Origin of the sequence: Micromonospora sp. WMMD730, assembly GCF_049178955.1 — a bacterium.
GTDB lineage: Bacteria > Actinomycetota > Actinomycetes > Mycobacteriales > Micromonosporaceae > Micromonospora > Micromonospora wenchangensis.
On sequence record NZ_JBMHML010000002.1, the window covers coordinates 14,398 to 31,563 of the forward strand.

Here is a 17,166-nt window from a genome sequence, read left to right on the forward strand (position 1 = left end):
CGGGAGACAGCGAGCCCCGCCGGCTGATCAGCCGGCGGGGTTCGGTCGTGTCCGGGGTCGGTGTCCCCGACCCGTTCGGGTGGGGCGTGGGGTCAGGGCTTGGGGCCGCAGACGAAGTTGGGCTCGGGGTCGTACGTCCAGCTGAACTTCTCCCGCTTGACGACCTTGCCGTCCTTCTTGATCACGCGGAAGGCGTCCTGGGTGAAGCCGGTGCTGCCGGCGGCGGCGATGCAACTCGGGCCGGGCTCCAGGTGGACCGTCTTCGGCGAGGTGATGTTGCGGCGCGGGCCGTACTCGGTCTTCACGCTGTCGTAGATCTTGGTGCTCCACATCGACACGGTGATCGTGTTCGAGGTGTACGCGGTGTCGATCAGGACCCCGTACGGCGTGTTGTTGCGGAACTTGAAGTCCAGGTCCGGCCAGAAGATCGTCGACTCGATCACCGCCGGGTAGCGGCTGAAGTAGAACGAGTGCGGCTTGTGCTCGACGTCCTGGAGCCCGGCGTAGTAACTGGCGTTGAAGAGCGTGGTGGTGAACTGGGAGACGCCGCCACCCACCCCGGGCACCAGCTTGCCGCCGAGGATCACCGGAGCGTCCTTGTAGCCCTGGGCGTAGCCGCGCTCGCCGGTGTGCCCGTTGAGCGAGAACGTCTCCCCGGGCTTGACGATGGTGCCGTCCACGTCCTTCGCGGCCTGGATGATGTTCTGGCTACGCGGCGAGGAGAGCCCACCGGGGAACTTCGTGGAGAAGGTGGAGACCCGCTCCTTGATGCCCAACTCGGCGAGCTTCGCCTCGGTCAGCTCCGGCTCGGCATCCGTGAGCTGCCCGGTGACCGTCCGGCCGTCCGGCTTCGGCAGCACCGCCAGCAGGTCCCGGCTCAGCGCCGCCGAGTCGAGCTGCTGGCCGGCCCGGCCCGGCACCACCTTCGGCTTACCGCCCGAGATGGTCAGCCCGGCGTCCTTGGGCGTCGACTCGATCGCGGCCAGCTTGCTGCCCAGCGCCGACCGCAGCCGCTTCACGTCGACCCTCGGCGTCAGCTTCCCCTCGTCGTCGGCCGAGAAGCGCAACGCGCGGGCGATCGCCGTGGGCGGGACGCTCACCGACCCCTTGCTGGAGGTGATCGTCACCGGTGCGGCGACGGCCGGCTTCGCCAGCTCGGCGATCATCCGGTCCACCTCCTCCCGGGTGGTCACCGGGTTCTTCTCCACCACCGGCACCGTCACCGGCTGCCCGGCCAGCCAACCCGCCCGGACCACCCGGGCGGACTGCTCCGGGTCCAGGGTCAGGCTCGGCTTCGGGTAGACGGGCTTCGGCGTGGTGCCGGTGAAGATGATCGCCGGCAGGGTCATGTCCCGGCCTTGTTCGCCGAGGATCTGCCGCAGCGCCGCGTCCAGCTTGGCGGCGTCGACAGTCACCACCGGGTCGACCGACCGGGAACCGAACAGCCGGTCCACCGGGTGCGCCTGCGCGTCGGTGGCGGCGGCGACGGTGGCGTCCACGTCCACCGCCAGGCCGACGTCAGCGGGCTTGATCTCCGCCCGGTTCTCGCCCACCACCACGGTCAGCGGCGCGTCGAGCGTCGCGGCCCGCTTCTCCAACTCGGCCCGCAGCTCCCTGGCCGCGTCGGACCGGCTGCGGCCACCCAGCTCGGTGCCGAGCACGTTGGTGCCGCGCGGCACGTCCCCGGCGTACGCCCAGGCGCCCGCGCCGACCACCCCGGCCAGCACCGCGGCGGTCACCCCGCCGGCGAGCAGCACCCGGCCGCGCCGCCACCACGGCCCCGGCCCGGCACCGGGACCTGCGGCCCCACCGGCCGGTGGGGGTTCGTCCTCGGACGGCCAGCTCACCGCGGTGACCTGCACCGTGGGGCGGTCGTCGGAGACCGGTTTGTCGCCGTACAGGGTCACAGCCACCTCGATCGGACGTACCACGTGGGGGGTTGCGGGCCCCCAGGGACACCTACGGTAGCCAACCGGACGGCCAGCCGACAGCGTGCGTCCGGCCATCCTCACCGCCGCGTGTCGCGGCCGGTCACACGGTGTATGGGCGTTCGTGGCACGGTGTCCGGATGACCGCCCGGCGGCTGTGGTCGGCGGCACAGGGGCCGTGGGCGACCGACGGTGGTCAGCGGATGCGGACGCCGACCGCCGGGGTCGGCGGGCCGTCGTCGCGTCCGTCGGTCACGGCGACCCGGAACTGGTAGTCGTGCCCCCGGGTCAGCAGCACCGCCGTGTGCCGGGTGTCCCGCACCGGGTACGGGTCGACACGCCACCGCTCCCCGGCGGTGGCGTCGCGCCACTGCACCCGGTAGGCGAACCCCGGCCCGGCCGGTCGCCAGGTCAGGCGGGCCTCACCGGTGCCGACGGCGGTCACGACGAGCCCGGTGGGGGTGGGCAACTGCGGGGTGGCCCGTGCCGGCGTGCTGCGCGGTCCCGCACCGGCCTGGTTCACCGCGGCCACCGTGAACTCGTACTCGTGCCCGTTGCGTAGCCCCGGCACGACGGCCCGGGTGCCCCGGGTGGGGATCTCCTCGGTGGTGAAGTCGCGTTCCCCGGCGGTGACGTCGCGCCGGTGGACCCGGTGCCAGCCGTCCGGCACCGACGAGAGCCAGGTCAGCTCGACGCTGCCGGCACCGGCCTCGGCGCGTAGCGCCCGTGGGGCGTCGCCGGGTGCGGTGAACCGGGCCCGGGCCCGCACCGGCGTGGACCGGGGCCCCTCGCCGCCGCCGTTCACCGCACTGACCGTGAACTCGTACTCGTGGCCGTGTTCCAGGTGTTGGGCGAGGTGCCCGGCGCTGGCCTCCACGGCGGGTGGGCCGTACTCCCGGGTGCCGGTGGTCAGGTCGCGCCGGTACACCCGGTAGGAGACGCCCGGCCCGAGGGTGCGCCAGACCAGCCGGACGGTGCCGTCGGGCTGCCCGGCGGCGACCAGACCCGACGGCGGCGCGGGCGGGGTGACCAGCGCGGTGACCCCGACCGGGGCCGACGGCGGACTGTCCCCGCCGCCGCCGACCGCGACCACGGTGAACTCGTAACGGTGCGCGTGCCGCAGGAACGCGACGGTGGCGGTGGTGCCGGTGAAGGTGCCGACCGTGCCGCGTTCCCCGGTGTCCAGGTCGTGCCGGTACACCCGGTAGAGCTGGACGAAGGGCACCGGTTGCCAGCTCAGCGCGACGTCACCGGCGCGGCCCGGAACCGCCCGCAGGCCGCCCGGCGGCGGTGGGGGCGGCACCGTGGCGGTGACCCGGCCGGCCGGTGAGGGCGGGCCCTCGCCGCGCCGGCCCACGGCGCTCACCCGGAACTCGTAGTCGTGCCCGTTGACCAGGAAATCGGCCGTGAAGCGGGGCTCGTCGACCGGTTCGCCGATCCGGACGAAGTGCGTCTGGCCGGCGGTGACGTCCCGCCGGTGCACCTGGTAGCGCAGCTCGTCGTCGGCGCGTACCGGCGGCCAGTCCAGCTCGGCGGTGCCGGCGCCGCCCGGACGGGCGGTCACCGCCACCGGCGGCGGGGGCAGCTCGGCCGGGTCGGGGCGGCGGCGGGGCCACGGCACCTCGACGAAACGCGGCCGGTAGAGGCCCGCGTCGGCGTAGGTGACCGCGTCGTCGACGTCGTTGACGTTGTAGGAGAACAGCAGCTGGCCGGGACGGACCAGCTCCGGGTGCAGGTCGACGTCGTAGACCAGGTGGCCGGCTGCCGTCTCGGGGGCCCGGTGCAGGTAGTCGGGGCCGGTGAACGGGCCGGTCGGGGCATCGGCCGAGTAGGCCACCAGGTCGCCGCTGAACACCAGGTTGTTCTCCTGGGTGACCAGCACGTACCGGCCGTCGACCCGCTGCACGCCGTAGGCGGTGCCGACGCCGCTGAGCAGCCGGGCCGAGGTGCGGTCGTCGGGGGACCAGCCGTCGCCGGTCCAGAACTCCCACCGGCCGGTCAGGTCGTCGCCGGCCACCCGGGCCAGGTGGGCGAACTTCGCCTCACCGGCGGCCTCGGTGCCGTACACGTAGGTGTGGTCGCCGTCGCGGAGCAGCTCGGAGCCCCAGGAGACCCGGGGGCCCAGGGGCAGCGGACGGACCCCGGTGGGGGTGAGCGCGGGCAGCGCGAAGGTGGCCAGGGCGGTGCCGAGCAGGGCGTGGTCCAGCGGGCTGAGGCCGGTACGCCGGTAGCGGTGGACCAGCACCTGGAGGGTGTCACCGGCGACGGTGGCGTCGCCGATCCAGGAGAACTCGCCGGGCGTCGTCGCGGGGATCAGGTCGCGTGGGTCGTCGGCGGTGCCGCCGTGCAGCGTGGTGGTGAGCTGGTCGCCCTGCTGCACCACTGCCGAGTTGTGCACGAACGGCGCGCTGCGGGGGCGGGAGCCGTCGGGGTGCACCGGGCCGAGGAAGGTGTCGGAGAACAGCCAGAGCAGCCGGCCGTCGGGCAGCCGTACCGAGGCCGTCCGGTCGGCGCCGTTCCACCGGCCGGAGGTGTCGCCGTAGTCGTCGAAGGCGGCGGTCAGCCGGGCGGCGGTCGTCCCGCCGTCGGGTCGGGACGGCTGCGGCGTCGCGGTGGGTACGGCGGCGAGCAGCCCGACCAGCCAGACGGCGAGCAGCCAGCGGGCCGGCCGGCGGACGCCGACCGGCTCCCGGCCCGGGTCGACCTCCGCCACCAGAACCCCCGTCTACTGGTCACCCACCCGTAGGGTGTCACGATCAACGGCGGGGGCGGTAGCCGTCGGCCGGGTGGGTGTGGCCGGTGCGTCCGGTCCGCGACGGACCGTCAGCGCGCCGGTGACGAGGGCGGTGACCGCCGCCGTGGCCAGGGCGGCACCGGCGATCCCGGCGACGGTGTGCGGCACCACCGTGGCGGTCGCGGCCAGGAAACCCGCCGTGGAGATCCACAGTGGTGCCGAGGGCCATCGCGCGGCCGCCGCGACCCGCGCGTTGATCAGCACGAAGACCAGCGCGTACAGCGCCCCGGTGGCGGCGAACAGCGGGGCGAGACCGCCGTGGCGGGTGTACTCCGGGCCGCCGGCCAACCCGAAGGCCAGGCCACCGGCGAGGGTCGCGGCGAGCACCAGCGCCGCGCCGGCCGCCCCGACCAGCAGCAGCGCGGCCCGCAGGGTGCCCCGGTCACCCCGGGCCAGCCGGGGCAGCGCGATCACCGTCACCACCTGGGGGGCCCACAACGCTCCCTTGGTGAGCACCGTGCCGACCGCGTACGTGCCGGAGGCGTCCGGGGGCAGGAACCGGCGGGCCAGCAGCAGGTCGGCGTACGACACGACGAGCATCGCCAGGGTCGCCCCGCTGGCGGTGAGCACCGTCCGGGTGGCCAGGGTCGGGGCGACCGGGTCGAGGCCCGCCCCCCGGTTGAGCCGGACCAGCAGCGCCAGCACCAGCACGGAGGTGACCGCCCCGGCCAGCAGCGCGCCGGTCAACCCGCCGCCGAGCGCCAGCCCGGCGATCATGCCGCCGTAGCGGCCGGCGGCGAGCAACGCCATCCCGCCGGCCAGCCGCAGGAAACGCTGGTCGCCCTGGAGTTCACCGAGCCACCGGCCGGCGGCCACCACGGCCACGGTCAGCACCCCGAGCAGCAGCACCGCCGGGCCGGTCAGCCGCAGCCCGACGGCGGCGACCGGCAACGTCACGGCCAGCAGCGCGGCGGTCACCGCCACGGTCAGCAGGGTGGGGCGGGCGGTGCCGGCCCGACCGTGCCGGGCCCGGTGCACGGCCACCGCGATCTGCAGGCCGGTGCCGGCCACGCCGCCGATCGCGCCGAGTGCCAGCAGGGTGGCCAGCGCGCTCAGCTCGGCCGGTGGGAGGTGCCGGGCACCGAGGACCGGCACCACGTACGCGAGCCCGTTGACGAAGACCCCGGCCAGGGTGACGGCCACCCCGGCGACGCCGATGCCGGCCGTCCGGCCCGGCCCGCCGCCGGACCCCGGGCCCGGCCCGTCGCCCGCCTCCCGGCCCGGCCCCTCGCCCGGACCCCGGTCCGGCCCGTCGCCGGACGGGCGGGGGTGCTCGTCGGGAGCGCCGGGTCGCCCGTCGCCGGTCCCGGGACGCCTGTCGTGCGCGCCGTCCGATGCTGTGCCCATCACCGCTCCGTGTCGCCGGCCCCGCCGGTGCTCCGCTGCCCCGCCCGTGATCGTCCCGGGTCGTCGGCTCCGCCCGTCGCCAGCAGCGCAAGTACAGTGTCGCCACGCCGGCGCCGATCGCCGGGTCAGCCTAGTGAGGAGGTCAACCCCTGCGGGAGAGGCCGATCCTCGTCGCCACCGGGCTGGCCGTCACCGCGCTGGTGCTGGCCCCGCTGGCCGCGCCCGGGTACGTGCTCAGTTACGACATGGTCTTCGTGCCCCGGCAGCCGTGGCGGGCCGAACTGGTCGCCCCGGTCGACTCGCTGCCCCGGGCGGTGCCGCTGGACGCCCTGGTCTCGCTGGCCAGCCAGGCGGTGCCGGGGTGGCTGCTGCAACGGCTGGTGCTGGCCGGGGTGCTGCTGCTCGCCGCGATCGGGGCCGGTCGGCTGGTGCCCGCCCGGCGGCCGGTGGTCCGGGTGGTCGCCGCGGTCGGGTACGCGTGGACGCCGTACCTGGCGGAGCGGCTGCTGATCGGGCACTGGGGACTGCTGCTGGCGTACGGGGCGCTGCCCTGGCTGGTCGACGCCGCGATCCGGGTGCACCGGCCGGGTGGGCTACGCCGATTGGTGCTGGTCGCACTGCCGGCCGTGGTCACCCCGACGGGTGGCCTGGTCGCCCTGGTCACGGTCGCCGTGCTGGTCGCCCGACGGGGTGCCGCCCGGACGACCGCGCTGGCCGTCGGCGCGTTGCTGCTGCTGAACCTGCCGTGGCTGGTGGTCGCCGGGTTCAGCGCGGCGGACGCCCGGACCGACCCGGCCGGGGTGGCCGCGTTCGCGGCGCGGGCGGAGAACTGGAGCGGGGTGGTCGGCGCGTTGGCCGGCACCGGTGGGATCTGGAACGGGCAGACCGTCCCGGCGAGCCGCGCGTCGCCGTTGACGCCGGTGGCGACGGTGGTCCTGCTGGTGCTGGCGGGGTACGGCCTGCGGGAGTTGCGTGGCCGGTGGCCGGCCGGGGCGGCGTACCGGCTCGTCGGGTTGGCCGGGGCCGGTTTCCTGGCCGCCCTGGCCGGGGCCCTGCCGGGCGGGTCGGCCGGGCTGGGTTGGCTGGTGTCGACGGTGCCCGGGGCCGGGGTGCTGCGCGACGGGCAGAAGCTCCTGGTCCCGTACGCGCTGCTGCTGGCGCTGGCCGCCGCGCTGGGGGCGGAGCGGCTGGCCGACCGGGTCGCCGCCCGGGGTGCGCCGGGTGGGGCCGGTGCGGTGCTCGCCGCCGTGCTGCTGCTGCCCGTGGTGGTGCTGCCCGACCTGGCGTTCGGTGCGGCGGGCCGGCTGCGTCCGGTGGCGTACCCGGCGGACTGGGACGCGGTGGCCCGGCGGCTGGACGGCCGGTCGGGGGAGGTGCTGTCGCTGCCGTTCGGGGCCTACCGGGCGTACCCGTGGAACGACGGTCGGACGGTGCTGGACCCGCTGCCCCGCTACGTCGACGCCGACGTGCTGGTGGACGACACGCTGTGGGTGGGGACGACGGCGGTGCGGGGGGAGAACCCGCGGGCCGCCGAGGTGGGCCGGGTGCTCGCCGCCGGTGGCCCGGTCGCCGCGACCGGGGTGCGGTGGGTGGTGGTGCAGCGGACCGTCGGTGGCCGGCGGCTGGACCCGGCGACGCTGGCCGGGTTGCGCGAGGTGTACGCCGGGCCCGACCTGACCCTGTACGAGAATCCGGCCGGCCGGTGACCGGGCGGTCGCCGGCTGTCTCCGCTGCCTGCCGGGCCCGTCGTTGATCGTCCGCGCGGCTCTCCCGGCATTGGCTACTTGGTGGTAACGTCCCGCGCACGCAGCTCACGAGGAGGAATACAGCACCATGCGCAGTGCTCTCTCGTTGGTTCTGGTCGCGGTGGCCGCGATCGCTCTGGGTGCCTTCGGCACGGTGGCGTTGGCCACCAGCCTGACCGGCACGTCGGCGGCCGAGGCGGCGAAGGCCGAGCAGGCCGCCCGCACCGAGTCCGGCGGCGGCAACGGTGGTGCCAACCAGCCGCTGGTCTACGGCACCAGGTAGGACTGTTCCACCTGCCCGGCCGGTGATCCCGCCGGCACCGTCGACCCTGACTGTTCTGCCTGCTCCGACCGTTGCGCCGGTGTGTCCGCCGGCCCCGACCGCTCGCCCGGCGTGCCCGCCGGACCGTTCGCGGCCCTCGTCACGAGGGCCGCGAATTTTTCGCCCGAGACCGGCCAGGTGAACCGGGCGGCGTGGGCGCGGGCCGCCGCGCCCATGGTGGCCCGGTGGTCGTCGTCGGTCAGCAGCCGCCGCACCTTGGCCACGAAGTCGTCCACGTCCTCGGCGAGCAGGCCGGTCTCGCCGTCGACCAGGGATTCCTCGACCCCGCCCGCGCCCCGGAAGGCGACCGTCGGGGTGCCGACCGCGCCGGCCTCGACGATGGTGAGCCCCCAACCCTCCTTGAGCGACGGGGTGAGCGCCACCCAGGCCGAGGCGAGCAGGTGCCGCTTGTCGGCGTCGGAGACGAAGCCGGTGAACCGGACCCGGTCGGTGAGGCCCAGTTCGGCGGTGGTGTGCCGCAGTTGCGCCTCCCACCAGCCCTGCCCGGCCACGGTCAGGGTGAGGCCGGGCAGTTCGTCGGCGAGCGCGGCGAGGGTGGCCAGCGCCACCTCGACCTGCTTGTGCGGGACCAGCCGGCCGAGGACCACCAGCGACGGTTCCGCCGAGCGGGGCACCGGGCCGACGGTCATGTCCGGGGTGCCGTTGTGCACGATGTCGATTCGGGCCGGGTCGATGCCGAGGGTGGCCAGCTCGTCGCGGGTGGCGGCGGAGACGGTGACGTACCGGCAGCGGCGGTAGACCCGGGGGGCGAGCCAGGACTCCACCCACCAGCCGAACCGGGCCAGGCCCGGGCCGAGCACCACCGGCCACTGCTCCCGGTGCACGTGGTGCACCAGCGCGATGACCGGCCGGCGGGCGTAGAGGGCTGAGAGGAAGGGCAGCCCGTTGCCGACGTCGACGATCAGGTCGGGTCGACCGCCCCGGCGGCGGCTCAGCGGGCCGAAGCCGAGCGCTCCGGCCAGGTACGCGAGCGCCGCCCGGAGGTAGACGGTGTGCCGGCCGCCGCGCCGCAGCACGCGTACGCCGTCGGGGGTGGTCTCCTCGGCGGTGCCGGCGGGATGGGTCGCGCAGAACAGGGTGGCCCGGTGGCCGCGGCGGACCAGTTCGCCGGCGATCCGCTCGACGTAGACCTCCGAGCCACCGCCCTCCGGATTGCGGGTGTCCCGCCAGTTGAGGAACAGAACGTGCCTGGTGGTGGCGGCAGCGGGTGCGTCCAACACTCAACTCCTACTGCCGAGTAGTCTTCGCGGTCGCGTCACACTATGGGCTGCGTCACGCACGTCGCAATGCCCGATCGGAGGCGAGATGCAGCAGTCGCCGGGCCGTCCGGGGGCGGCCGAGGGGCCGGACGACACATCGAGCACGGTGTGGCGTGTGCGCTTGGTGGCGGTGTGTCTGGCTTTGTCGGCACTGGCGTTCCTCCAGGACCCCGGGCTGATCGCCATCGACACCAAGGTCGACCTGGCGATCGATCCGGCCGGATGGCTGACCCGGGCCCTGCACGTCTGGGACCCGGACGGCACCTTCGGGCAGTTGCAGAATCAGGCGTACGGCTACCTCTGGCCGATGGGGCCGTTCTTCCTGCTCGGCAAGCTGCTCGCCGTACCGGCGTGGGTGGTGCAGCGGCTGTGGTGGGCGCTGCTGCTGACCGTGGCCTGCGTCGGCGTGGTCCGGCTCGCCGAGCGGCTGCACGTCGGCACCCCGTGGGCCCGGCTGCTCGCCGGGGTCGCCTTCGCGCTCTCCCCCCGGCTGCTCACCGAACTCGGCCCGATCTCGGTGGAGGCATGGCCCAGCGCGCTCGCCCCGTGGGTGCTCGTCCCGCTGGTCGGGCTGGTCGACGGGGTGCCGGTGCGGCGGGCGGTCACCCGGTCGGCCCTCGTGGTGGCCTGCGCCGGTGGGGTCAACGCGACAGCCGTGCTGGCCGTGGTGCCGCTGGCCGCGCTCTGGCTGCTCGGCCTGCACCCGTTCCGGCTCCGCATCAAGGCCCTCGCCGCCTGGGGGCTGGCGGTGGGCGCGGCGACCGCCTGGTGGCTGGTGCCGCTGCTGCTGCTCGGCCGGTACAGCCCGCCCTTCCTCGACTACATCGAGACCGCGCCGGTGACCACCACCCCCACCGACACCACCACCGTGCTGCGCGGCGCCTCGCACTGGCACGCCTACCTCACCGGCGCGTACGGGCCGCCGTGGACGGCGGGCTGGCGGCTCGCCACCGAACGTCCCCTGGTGGTCGCCACCCTGCTGGTGGCCGGGCTGGGCATCGCCGGGTTGGCCCGCCGGGGCATGCCGCACCGGCGGTTCCTGGTCACCGGCCTGCTGGTCGGGCTGGCCCTGGTCGGGCTGGGCCACCTCGGCCAGCTCGACGGCTTCGGCGCGCAGACCCAGCGCACCTTCCTCGACGCGGCCGGCGCGCCGCTGCGCAACGTGCACAAGTTCGACGTGGTGCTCCGGCTGCCCCTCATCCTCGGCCTGGCACACCTGGTCGGGCTGGTGCTGCGGGCCGCCCGCACCGGCGACCGGCCCGAACTGGCCGCCGTGCTGCCCCGGGCGTTGCAACCGGTCCGGCTGCGTGCCGGCCTGGTCACCGGCACCGCCCTGGTCGCGGTCGCCGCGGTGGCCACACCCGCGCTCGGCGGTGGGCTGGCCGCCCAGGGCAGCTTCACCGGGGTGCCCGGCTACTGGCGGGAGGCGTCGGACTGGCTGGACCGGGCCGTCGGCGACGACCGGGTGCTGGTGGTGCCCGCCGCCCGGTTCCCCCGCTACCTGTGGGGCAGCCCCAGCGACGAGATCACCCAGCCGTTGTCCGACCGGCCGTGGGCGGTGCGCAGCTCGGTGCCGCTCACCCCGCCCGGCACCATCCGGCTGCTGGACACCGTCGAGTCGGCGCTGGCCGACGGGGAGGGTTCCGCCGGCCTCGCCGACCTGCTCGCCCGCTCCGGGGTGAAGTACCTGCTGCTGCGCTCCGACCTCGACTACGGCCACAGCGGGGCCGTCCGGCCGGTGGTGGTCCGGCAGGCGCTGCTGCGTTCCCCCGGCATCGAGCCGGTGCGCGGGTTCGGCCCCGAGGTCGGCGGGGGCCGGCTGCCCGGCAACGTCGTCGACCGGGGACTGGACGTCGGGGTCCGGGCCCTGGAGGTGTACGAGGTCCGCCGCGACGTCGACCGGGTCGTCGCGTACGACGCCGCCGACCTGACCACTGTCGTCGGCGGCCCCGAGTCGCTGCTGCCGCTGGCCGCCGCCGGCCGGCTCTCCGCCGCGCCGACCGTGCTCGCCGGGGACCGCCCGGCCGGGCTGGACGCGTCGACGGTGACGCTCACCGACGGGTTGCGCCGCCGGGAGGTGGCCTTCGGGCAGCAGCACGACAACGCCTCGGCCACCATGACCGCCCGGGACCGCCCCCAGCTCGACGCACCGGCCCGGGACTACCTGCCGCCGTGGGCCGACGGGCAGTCCACGGTGGTGCGCTACCTCGGCATCGGCGGGGTGTCCGCGTCCAGCTCGTGGTCGCAGGCGCAGCCGTTGGGCGGGGGACGCCCCGAACACCAGCCGTACGCGGCGGTCGACGGCGACCTGAGCACGTCCTGGCGGTCCGCCCCGGGGACCCGCGCGCCGGGGCAGTGGTTCGAGGTGGAGCTGGACCGGCCGCAGGTCGTCCGGCAACTGCGGATCACCTTCGACACCGGGGCCGACTCGCTGCCCACCAGGATCACCGTGACCGCCGGCCGGCAGCAGAGCACCGTGCAGACCGCCGGGCAGACCGTCGAGGTGACCCTGCCCGACGGCTACCCCACCCGGTTCGTCCGGGTCACCGTCGAGGAGGTCTTCGACGTGCGGGCCGGCTTCGGCGGGGTGGGCATCGCCGAACTCGTCATCCCCGGTGTCGAGGCCGCCCGGACCCTGGTGGTGCCGGACCCACCGGCCACCGACGGGCCGGCCGCGATGGTGTTCACCGCCGCCCCGGCCGCCCCGGCGTGCGTCTTCGACGAGGGCCGGCCGATCTGTGCCGGGGCGATGGCCCGCGCCTCCGAGGACAGCGACCGGATCGACCGCACCGTACGGTTGCCGGCCGGCGCGGACCACCGGGTCGCGCTGTGGGCCCGGCCCCGGCCCGGCGGAGCGCTCAACGCGCTGCTCGACCCCGGTGGGGCGGCGGCGGTCACCACCGGGGTCACCCCGACCGTGGCCGCCTCGACCGTCGGCGTGTCCCACCCGAGCGCCCGTCCCGGCGCGGTGGTCGACGGGAACCCCGCGACCGTCTGGTACGCCGCCGACGCCGACCGGCAACCGTGGCTGCGGTTGACCTGGCCGAAGGCGCGCACCGTCACCGGCCTGCGGATCACCCTGCCGCCCGGTGCGGCGGCGGCCCGCCCCTGGCGGGTCACCGTGCTCGGTGACGAGGGGATGCGCGGCGGAGTGCTCGACGAGGGCGGCACGCTGCTGTTCGACAGGCCGATGCGCAGCGACGACCTGACCGTGCTGATCGCCGACGTGGTGCCGGTGGCGTCGTACGACCCGTACCGGCGGGTGACGCAGGACCTGCCGGTGGGGGTGGGTGAGCTGACCGTGCTGCCGGACGGCCCGGCCACCCCGGCGGACCCCGCGAAGCGGGTCACCCTGCCCTGCGGCACCGGCCCCACCGTGACCGTGGCCGGTGGTGGGCAGCGCCGGACCGCGCTGGTCGCCAGCCGGCGGGACCTGGTGGAACTGCGCGAGGTGCCGGCGGTGCTCTGCGGTCCGGCCGCGAAGACGCCGCTGCGGCTGGCCGCCGGGGAGAACCGGGTGGTGGCGGCGGGGACCCGGCTGACCGTACCGAGCCGGCTCGCGCTCACCCCGACCGGCGGGGCGTCGGCCCGGTCGGCCCCGGCCGGCGGCACCGGTACGAGCGGTACGGCCGGCACCGGGGCCGGCGACGCGACCGTCGGACCCCGGCAACCCGGGGCGACCCGGACGGTGCTGCGCATCGACGAGTGGTCGGCCACCCACCGGGTGCTGCGGCTGGACAGCTACCCCGGCCAGCGGGTGCTGGCGTTGCGGGAGAACGCCAACGCCGGCTGGGTCGCCACCGCAGGCGGCCGGACGCTCACCCCGTTCGTGGTGGACGGCTGGCAGCAGGGTTGGCTCGTCCCGGCCGACGTCGCCGGTACGGTGACGCTGCGGTTCGCCCCCGACCGGGGGTACGTGCTGGCGCTCGGGGCCGGGGCGGTGCTGCTGGCCGGGGTGGCCCTGCTGGCGGTGCTGCCGTCGCGGCGTACCCCGGGGGCGGTGGTGCCGCGGCGGCGGCGCGGGCGGGTGCTCGCCGCGCTCGTCGGCGGCGCGGCGTTGCTGCTGTTCGGCGGGCCGGCGGCGGTCGGGGTGGCGCTGGCGGTGGTGGCCGTGGTGCTGGCCGGGCGGGCGTTGGAACCGCACCTGCACCCGCCGGACCGGCGGGGCATGCACCGGCTGCGCCGGGCCACCGTGCGCTGGCTGCCGGTGGCGTGTTTCGCGGTGGCCGGCTGGTGGGCGGCGACCCGGGGCGGGCACACCGCCTGGCCGCCTCAGTTGGCCGCGGTCGCCACCGCCACCCTGCTCTGGCTCTCGCTGGTGCTGCGCCGACGCGGCCACCGGCCACCCCAGCGTTGGAAGGGGCGCTCCACCGCGTAGTAGCTGACCGCCGCGAGGACCAGCCCACCGGCCACGGTGAGGGCGAACGTGCCGAGCGGGTCACCGGTGAACTCCGGCCGGCCGTCGAGCAGGTAGATCCCCTCCAGCACGAACGGGTGCCAGAGGAACAGCCCGTAGGACACCCGGCCCAGCCACCGGCCGACGATGCTGTCGAAGACGCCCTTGGTGCGGGTCTGCGGCCCGAACGCCACCGGCACGATCAGCAGCACCGCGACCACCAGGTAGAGCACCAGCTTGGTGGCGAACTGCCCGGCGGTCGGCTCGGCCAGGTCCCGGGGGCCGGTGACCGGGGTGGTGGCGACGGCCAACGCGCCCAGGGCGATCGTCCAGCAGGCCAGCGGGGCCCGGCCCAGGTCGTCCAGGAAGCGCCAGCGCCCGCCCCGGCCGGTGCGCAGCGCGACCTGCGCGCCGGCCAGGGCCATCCCGGCCCCGAACCAGCCGGCGTACGAGGGCAGCCACATGGTGTGCAGGCCGAGGCTGAGCACGCCCGCCCCCATCAACGCCACCCAGCCCCCGGTCACCGCCGTCGCGGCCAGCGCGATCCGCAGCACCCCGTCCGGGTGGGCCGACGTCGGTGTGCCCGGTGTCCGTCGCCGGCCGAGCAGGAGGACCGCCAGCACCGGCAGCAGCAGGTAGAACGTGACCTCGGTGGCCAGGCTCCAGGTCTGGCTGAGCCCGTGCCGGAGCTGACCGTGCTGGTAGATCTGGGTCAGCGTGAGGTGCCGCAGCCAGTCGCCAGTCGACGCCGGCCGGTTCTGCGGCAGCACCAGCAGGCAGACCACCACCGCCACCCAGTAGGCGGGCAGGATGCGGGTGGCCCGCCGCCACAGGTAGCGGCCGGTGCCCGGGGGCCGCTGGCCCGTCGCCCGCGCGTGCGCGTACGGCCGAAACAGCAGGAACCCGGAGAGCACGAAGAAGACCGCGACGCCCACGTCCAGTCGGGACAGCCAGGCTCCGACGGCGGTGTCGCCGGTGTTACGCCCGGTGGCGAAACCGACGTGGTGCCCCACCACGGCGAGTGCCCCGATCACCCGGACGGCGTCGAGGGCGGGCAGCCGCCGCAGGACCTGATCGGGAATCGGGGCAGACATCAACCGTCCAGAGGGTCGCGGGGCTATGTGACTCGGGAGTAACGTGCGGCCAAGTTTTACATCCTCGATCTTCCGCCGGTAACCGGCTGACCGTCTTTGTTAGGGGAGGACCAGTGAAGACTCGCCTGGGTGCCGCGCTGTTCGGCATCGGCGTGCTGTCGCTCGCGGTCGCCGCGGGAACGGCGTACTACGTGGCGCCGTCGGTGACGAAGTTGCCGTACGACCTGACGTTCTGCAACGCGGACGGCAAGCCGGACGGCTGCCTGCGGGCGAGCGTCGCGGTCGCCGACAACGCCACCTTCATGCAGGTGCTCGACGGGAAGCCGACGATCCAGACCGGTCAGCTCAAGGCGACCACCGAGGTGGTGCCGCAGGCGTCGACGACCGAGAAGGAGATGACCGGCGACCTCAGGGGCGACGCGGTCGTCTGGGACGTCTACGGCACCGTCGTGCGGACCGACAACGGCTCCGACGTCAGCAAGTACGCGGCCGAGTTCGCCCTGGACCGGGTCACTGCCGCCGCCCGGGACTGGGACAAGCAGTACCTGGACACCGACGGTCCGGGCGGCACCGACGACTCGGTGACCTTCGCCGGGCAGACCTACAAGTTCCCGTTCCGTGCCGAGCGGCGGGACCACACCTTCTTCGACCGGGACCTGCGCCGGGGGCTGCCGATCGCGTTCGACGGCACCGAGCAGATCAACGGCACCGAGGCGTACCGGTACGTGCAGCAGATCCCGGAGACCGACCTGGTCACCCCGGAAGGCTCGCTGACCGCGCTGGCCGGCGCGCTGGCACCGGGGGCGACCACCGGCAAGGTCACCTACAGCAACACCCGGACGATCTGGATCGAGCCGGTCAGCGGCAACTTCGTCAAGGTACGTGAGCAGCAGCGGAAGAACTTCGTGCCCAATCAGGGCAGCCCGGTGACCCTGCTGGTCGCGGACTTCGTCTACGACGAGGCGACCATCGCCAACAGTGTGAAGTCGGCCGGGGTGACCCGGGACAAGCTCCAGTTGATCGGCCGTACCCTGCCGATCGGGCTGGCCGTCCTCGGTGGCCTGCTGTTGCTGGTGGGCCTCTGGCTGGTCGTCGCCGGGCGGCGGCGCGCGACGCCGGCCGCCGGGCCGAAGGGGGCCGGTGTGGCCCCGGCGACCGACGCCCCGACCCGCGACGGGAAGGCCGAGCCGGCGACCGTCGGGCGGTCGGGCGGCCCGCTCACCGACGAGATCCCACCCGCGTCGACGAACTGGCGGGGCGGGGGTGAGCCCGGCTCGCGCTGACCGCGCACGTCGGCACACCAGGGCGGGTCGGGTCTCCCGGCCCGCCCTCCGCGTCTCCGTGGTGACCGTACGCGTCCGTTATGGAATCGTAACTTGTCAATGGTTTACCAACTCGCAGTGATGGATGACGCCGGATTTGGCGGCATCTATCCGGTCGACTGCCGGGGATCGGTTGCACCCAGCGTGAGTACGGCGACCGGCTCGGATGATCGACGGTTACCGGTCGGTAGGTGGGGTCTTGTGAGCCACGCCTCAGTGGGTGCACCATCAGGCACGCATTCGTTACCCGTCGGTAACAGATCTTCCGGCCCGGTCGCGGCCCGACCGGCTCCCACGACCGGCACCAGCCTGAGGAGGAATCCGTGCAGAATCGGACCGACGAGCCGGGGCGTACCCGGTGGCGGCGTTTCGCCGCGATGATGGTGCCCGCGACGGCCGCCGTGGGCGCCATCCTGTTCGGCATGCAGAGCGGGGCCATCGCCTCCGACATCACCGTCTCCGGGCAGACCTTCAAGATCGGGGCCGAACGTCTGGAGGGCGACGGCTTCACCCAGTACGGCGGCATCGTCAAGGAGAAGAACGGCAAGGTCCACCCGGTCGCCCTCTCCGAGATCAGCAGCGCCCAGCTCTACAAGCTCTGCCAGTCCGTCCGCGCCGACCTGCCCGGCCTGCCGGTGGTGCTGACCATCAACGCCGGTGACGACAAGCCGGCCACCGCCAAGAACATGATGATCGCGATGGACAGCCTGGGCGGCAACGCCACCTTCACCAACATCCGCATCGGCCGGGACGCCACCGACCTCAACGCGTCGGCGCAGGCCGGTTCGTTCGGCCAGGACGCCCAGCACGTCACCATCACCGACCTGCGGCAGGTCTCCCGCTACACCACCGCGGCCACCTTCAACCTGACCGGCCTGCGACTCAAGGTGAACGTCGGGGAGGCCGCGAAGGGCAAGGAGTGCTTCGCGGACGACTGA

General features: G+C 74.8%; 8 protein-coding genes and 2 pseudogenes. 5 read left to right on the top strand and 5 right to left on the bottom strand.

Annotation, left to right across the window (positions count from 1 at the left end; translation table 11 throughout):
- Positions 1 to 92 precede the first annotated feature (92 nt).
- The 3 genes from ACN265_RS00115 to ACN265_RS00125 all read right to left on the bottom strand — a co-directional run bounded on the left by ACN265_RS00115 (position 93) and on the right by ACN265_RS00125 (position 6,069).
- A complete protein-coding gene (locus ACN265_RS00115) occupies positions 93 to 1,913 on the bottom strand; it encodes a VanW family protein (protein ID WP_420119418.1) in 1,821 nt (606 codons plus the stop codon).
- Positions 1,914 to 2,124: 211 nt separating this feature from the next.
- Positions 2,125 to 4,641: a DUF5005 domain-containing protein gene (locus ACN265_RS00120; RefSeq protein ID WP_421405668.1), complete on the bottom strand. Its 2,517-nt coding sequence runs from the start codon at positions 4,639 to 4,641 to the stop codon at positions 2,125 to 2,127.
- 12 nt (positions 4,642 to 4,653) lie between these two features.
- Positions 4,654 to 6,069 carry a polysaccharide biosynthesis protein gene (locus ACN265_RS00125; RefSeq protein ID WP_421405669.1) on the bottom strand — a complete coding sequence of 472 codons (1,416 nt, stop codon included), beginning with the start codon at positions 6,067 to 6,069 and terminating at the stop codon, positions 4,654 to 4,656.
- A 149-nt stretch (positions 6,070 to 6,218) separates the two neighbouring features.
- On the opposite strand from ACN265_RS00125, the pseudogene ACN265_RS00130 reads away from it, so the two are divergent.
- Together ACN265_RS00130 and ACN265_RS00135 are read left to right on the top strand one after the other, a co-directional pair.
- Positions 6,219 to 7,766, top strand: a pseudogene (locus ACN265_RS00130) (hypothetical protein); the annotation flags it as partial.
- A 136-nt stretch (positions 7,767 to 7,902) separates the two neighbouring features.
- Positions 7,903 to 8,097 carry a hypothetical protein gene (locus ACN265_RS00135; RefSeq protein WP_145922205.1) on the top strand — a complete coding sequence of 65 codons (195 nt, stop codon included), beginning with the start codon at positions 7,903 to 7,905 and terminating at the stop codon, positions 8,095 to 8,097.
- A gap of 131 nt (positions 8,098 to 8,228) precedes the next feature.
- Here ACN265_RS00135 and ACN265_RS00140 read toward each other — a convergent pair.
- Positions 8,229 to 9,374 (bottom strand): annotated as a pseudogene (locus tag ACN265_RS00140) (glycosyltransferase family 4 protein); the annotation flags it as partial.
- A 172-nt stretch (positions 9,375 to 9,546) separates the two neighbouring features.
- On the opposite strand from ACN265_RS00140, the gene ACN265_RS00145 reads away from it, so the two are divergent.
- A complete protein-coding gene (locus ACN265_RS00145) occupies positions 9,547 to 13,794 on the top strand; it encodes an alpha-(1->3)-arabinofuranosyltransferase domain-containing protein (RefSeq protein WP_421405670.1) in 4,248 nt (1,415 codons plus the stop codon).
- Here ACN265_RS00145 and ACN265_RS00150 read toward each other — a convergent pair.
- A complete protein-coding gene (locus ACN265_RS00150) occupies positions 13,689 to 14,906 on the bottom strand; it encodes an acyltransferase family protein (RefSeq protein ID WP_421405671.1) in 1,218 nt (405 codons plus the stop codon). The genes ACN265_RS00145 and ACN265_RS00150 overlap by 106 nt on opposite strands.
- Before the next feature lie 113 nt (positions 14,907 to 15,019).
- On the opposite strand from ACN265_RS00150, the gene ACN265_RS00155 reads away from it, so the two are divergent.
- Positions 15,020 to 16,189 (top strand): DUF3068 domain-containing protein, encoded by a 1,170-nt coding sequence (locus tag ACN265_RS00155; protein ID WP_421405672.1) that lies wholly within the window; start codon positions 15,020 to 15,022, stop codon positions 16,187 to 16,189.
- A 362-nt stretch (positions 16,190 to 16,551) separates the two neighbouring features.
- On the top strand, positions 16,552 to 17,166 hold the full coding sequence (locus ACN265_RS00160; RefSeq protein WP_204926973.1) for a DUF6230 family protein: 615 nt from the start codon (positions 16,552 to 16,554) through the stop codon (positions 17,164 to 17,166).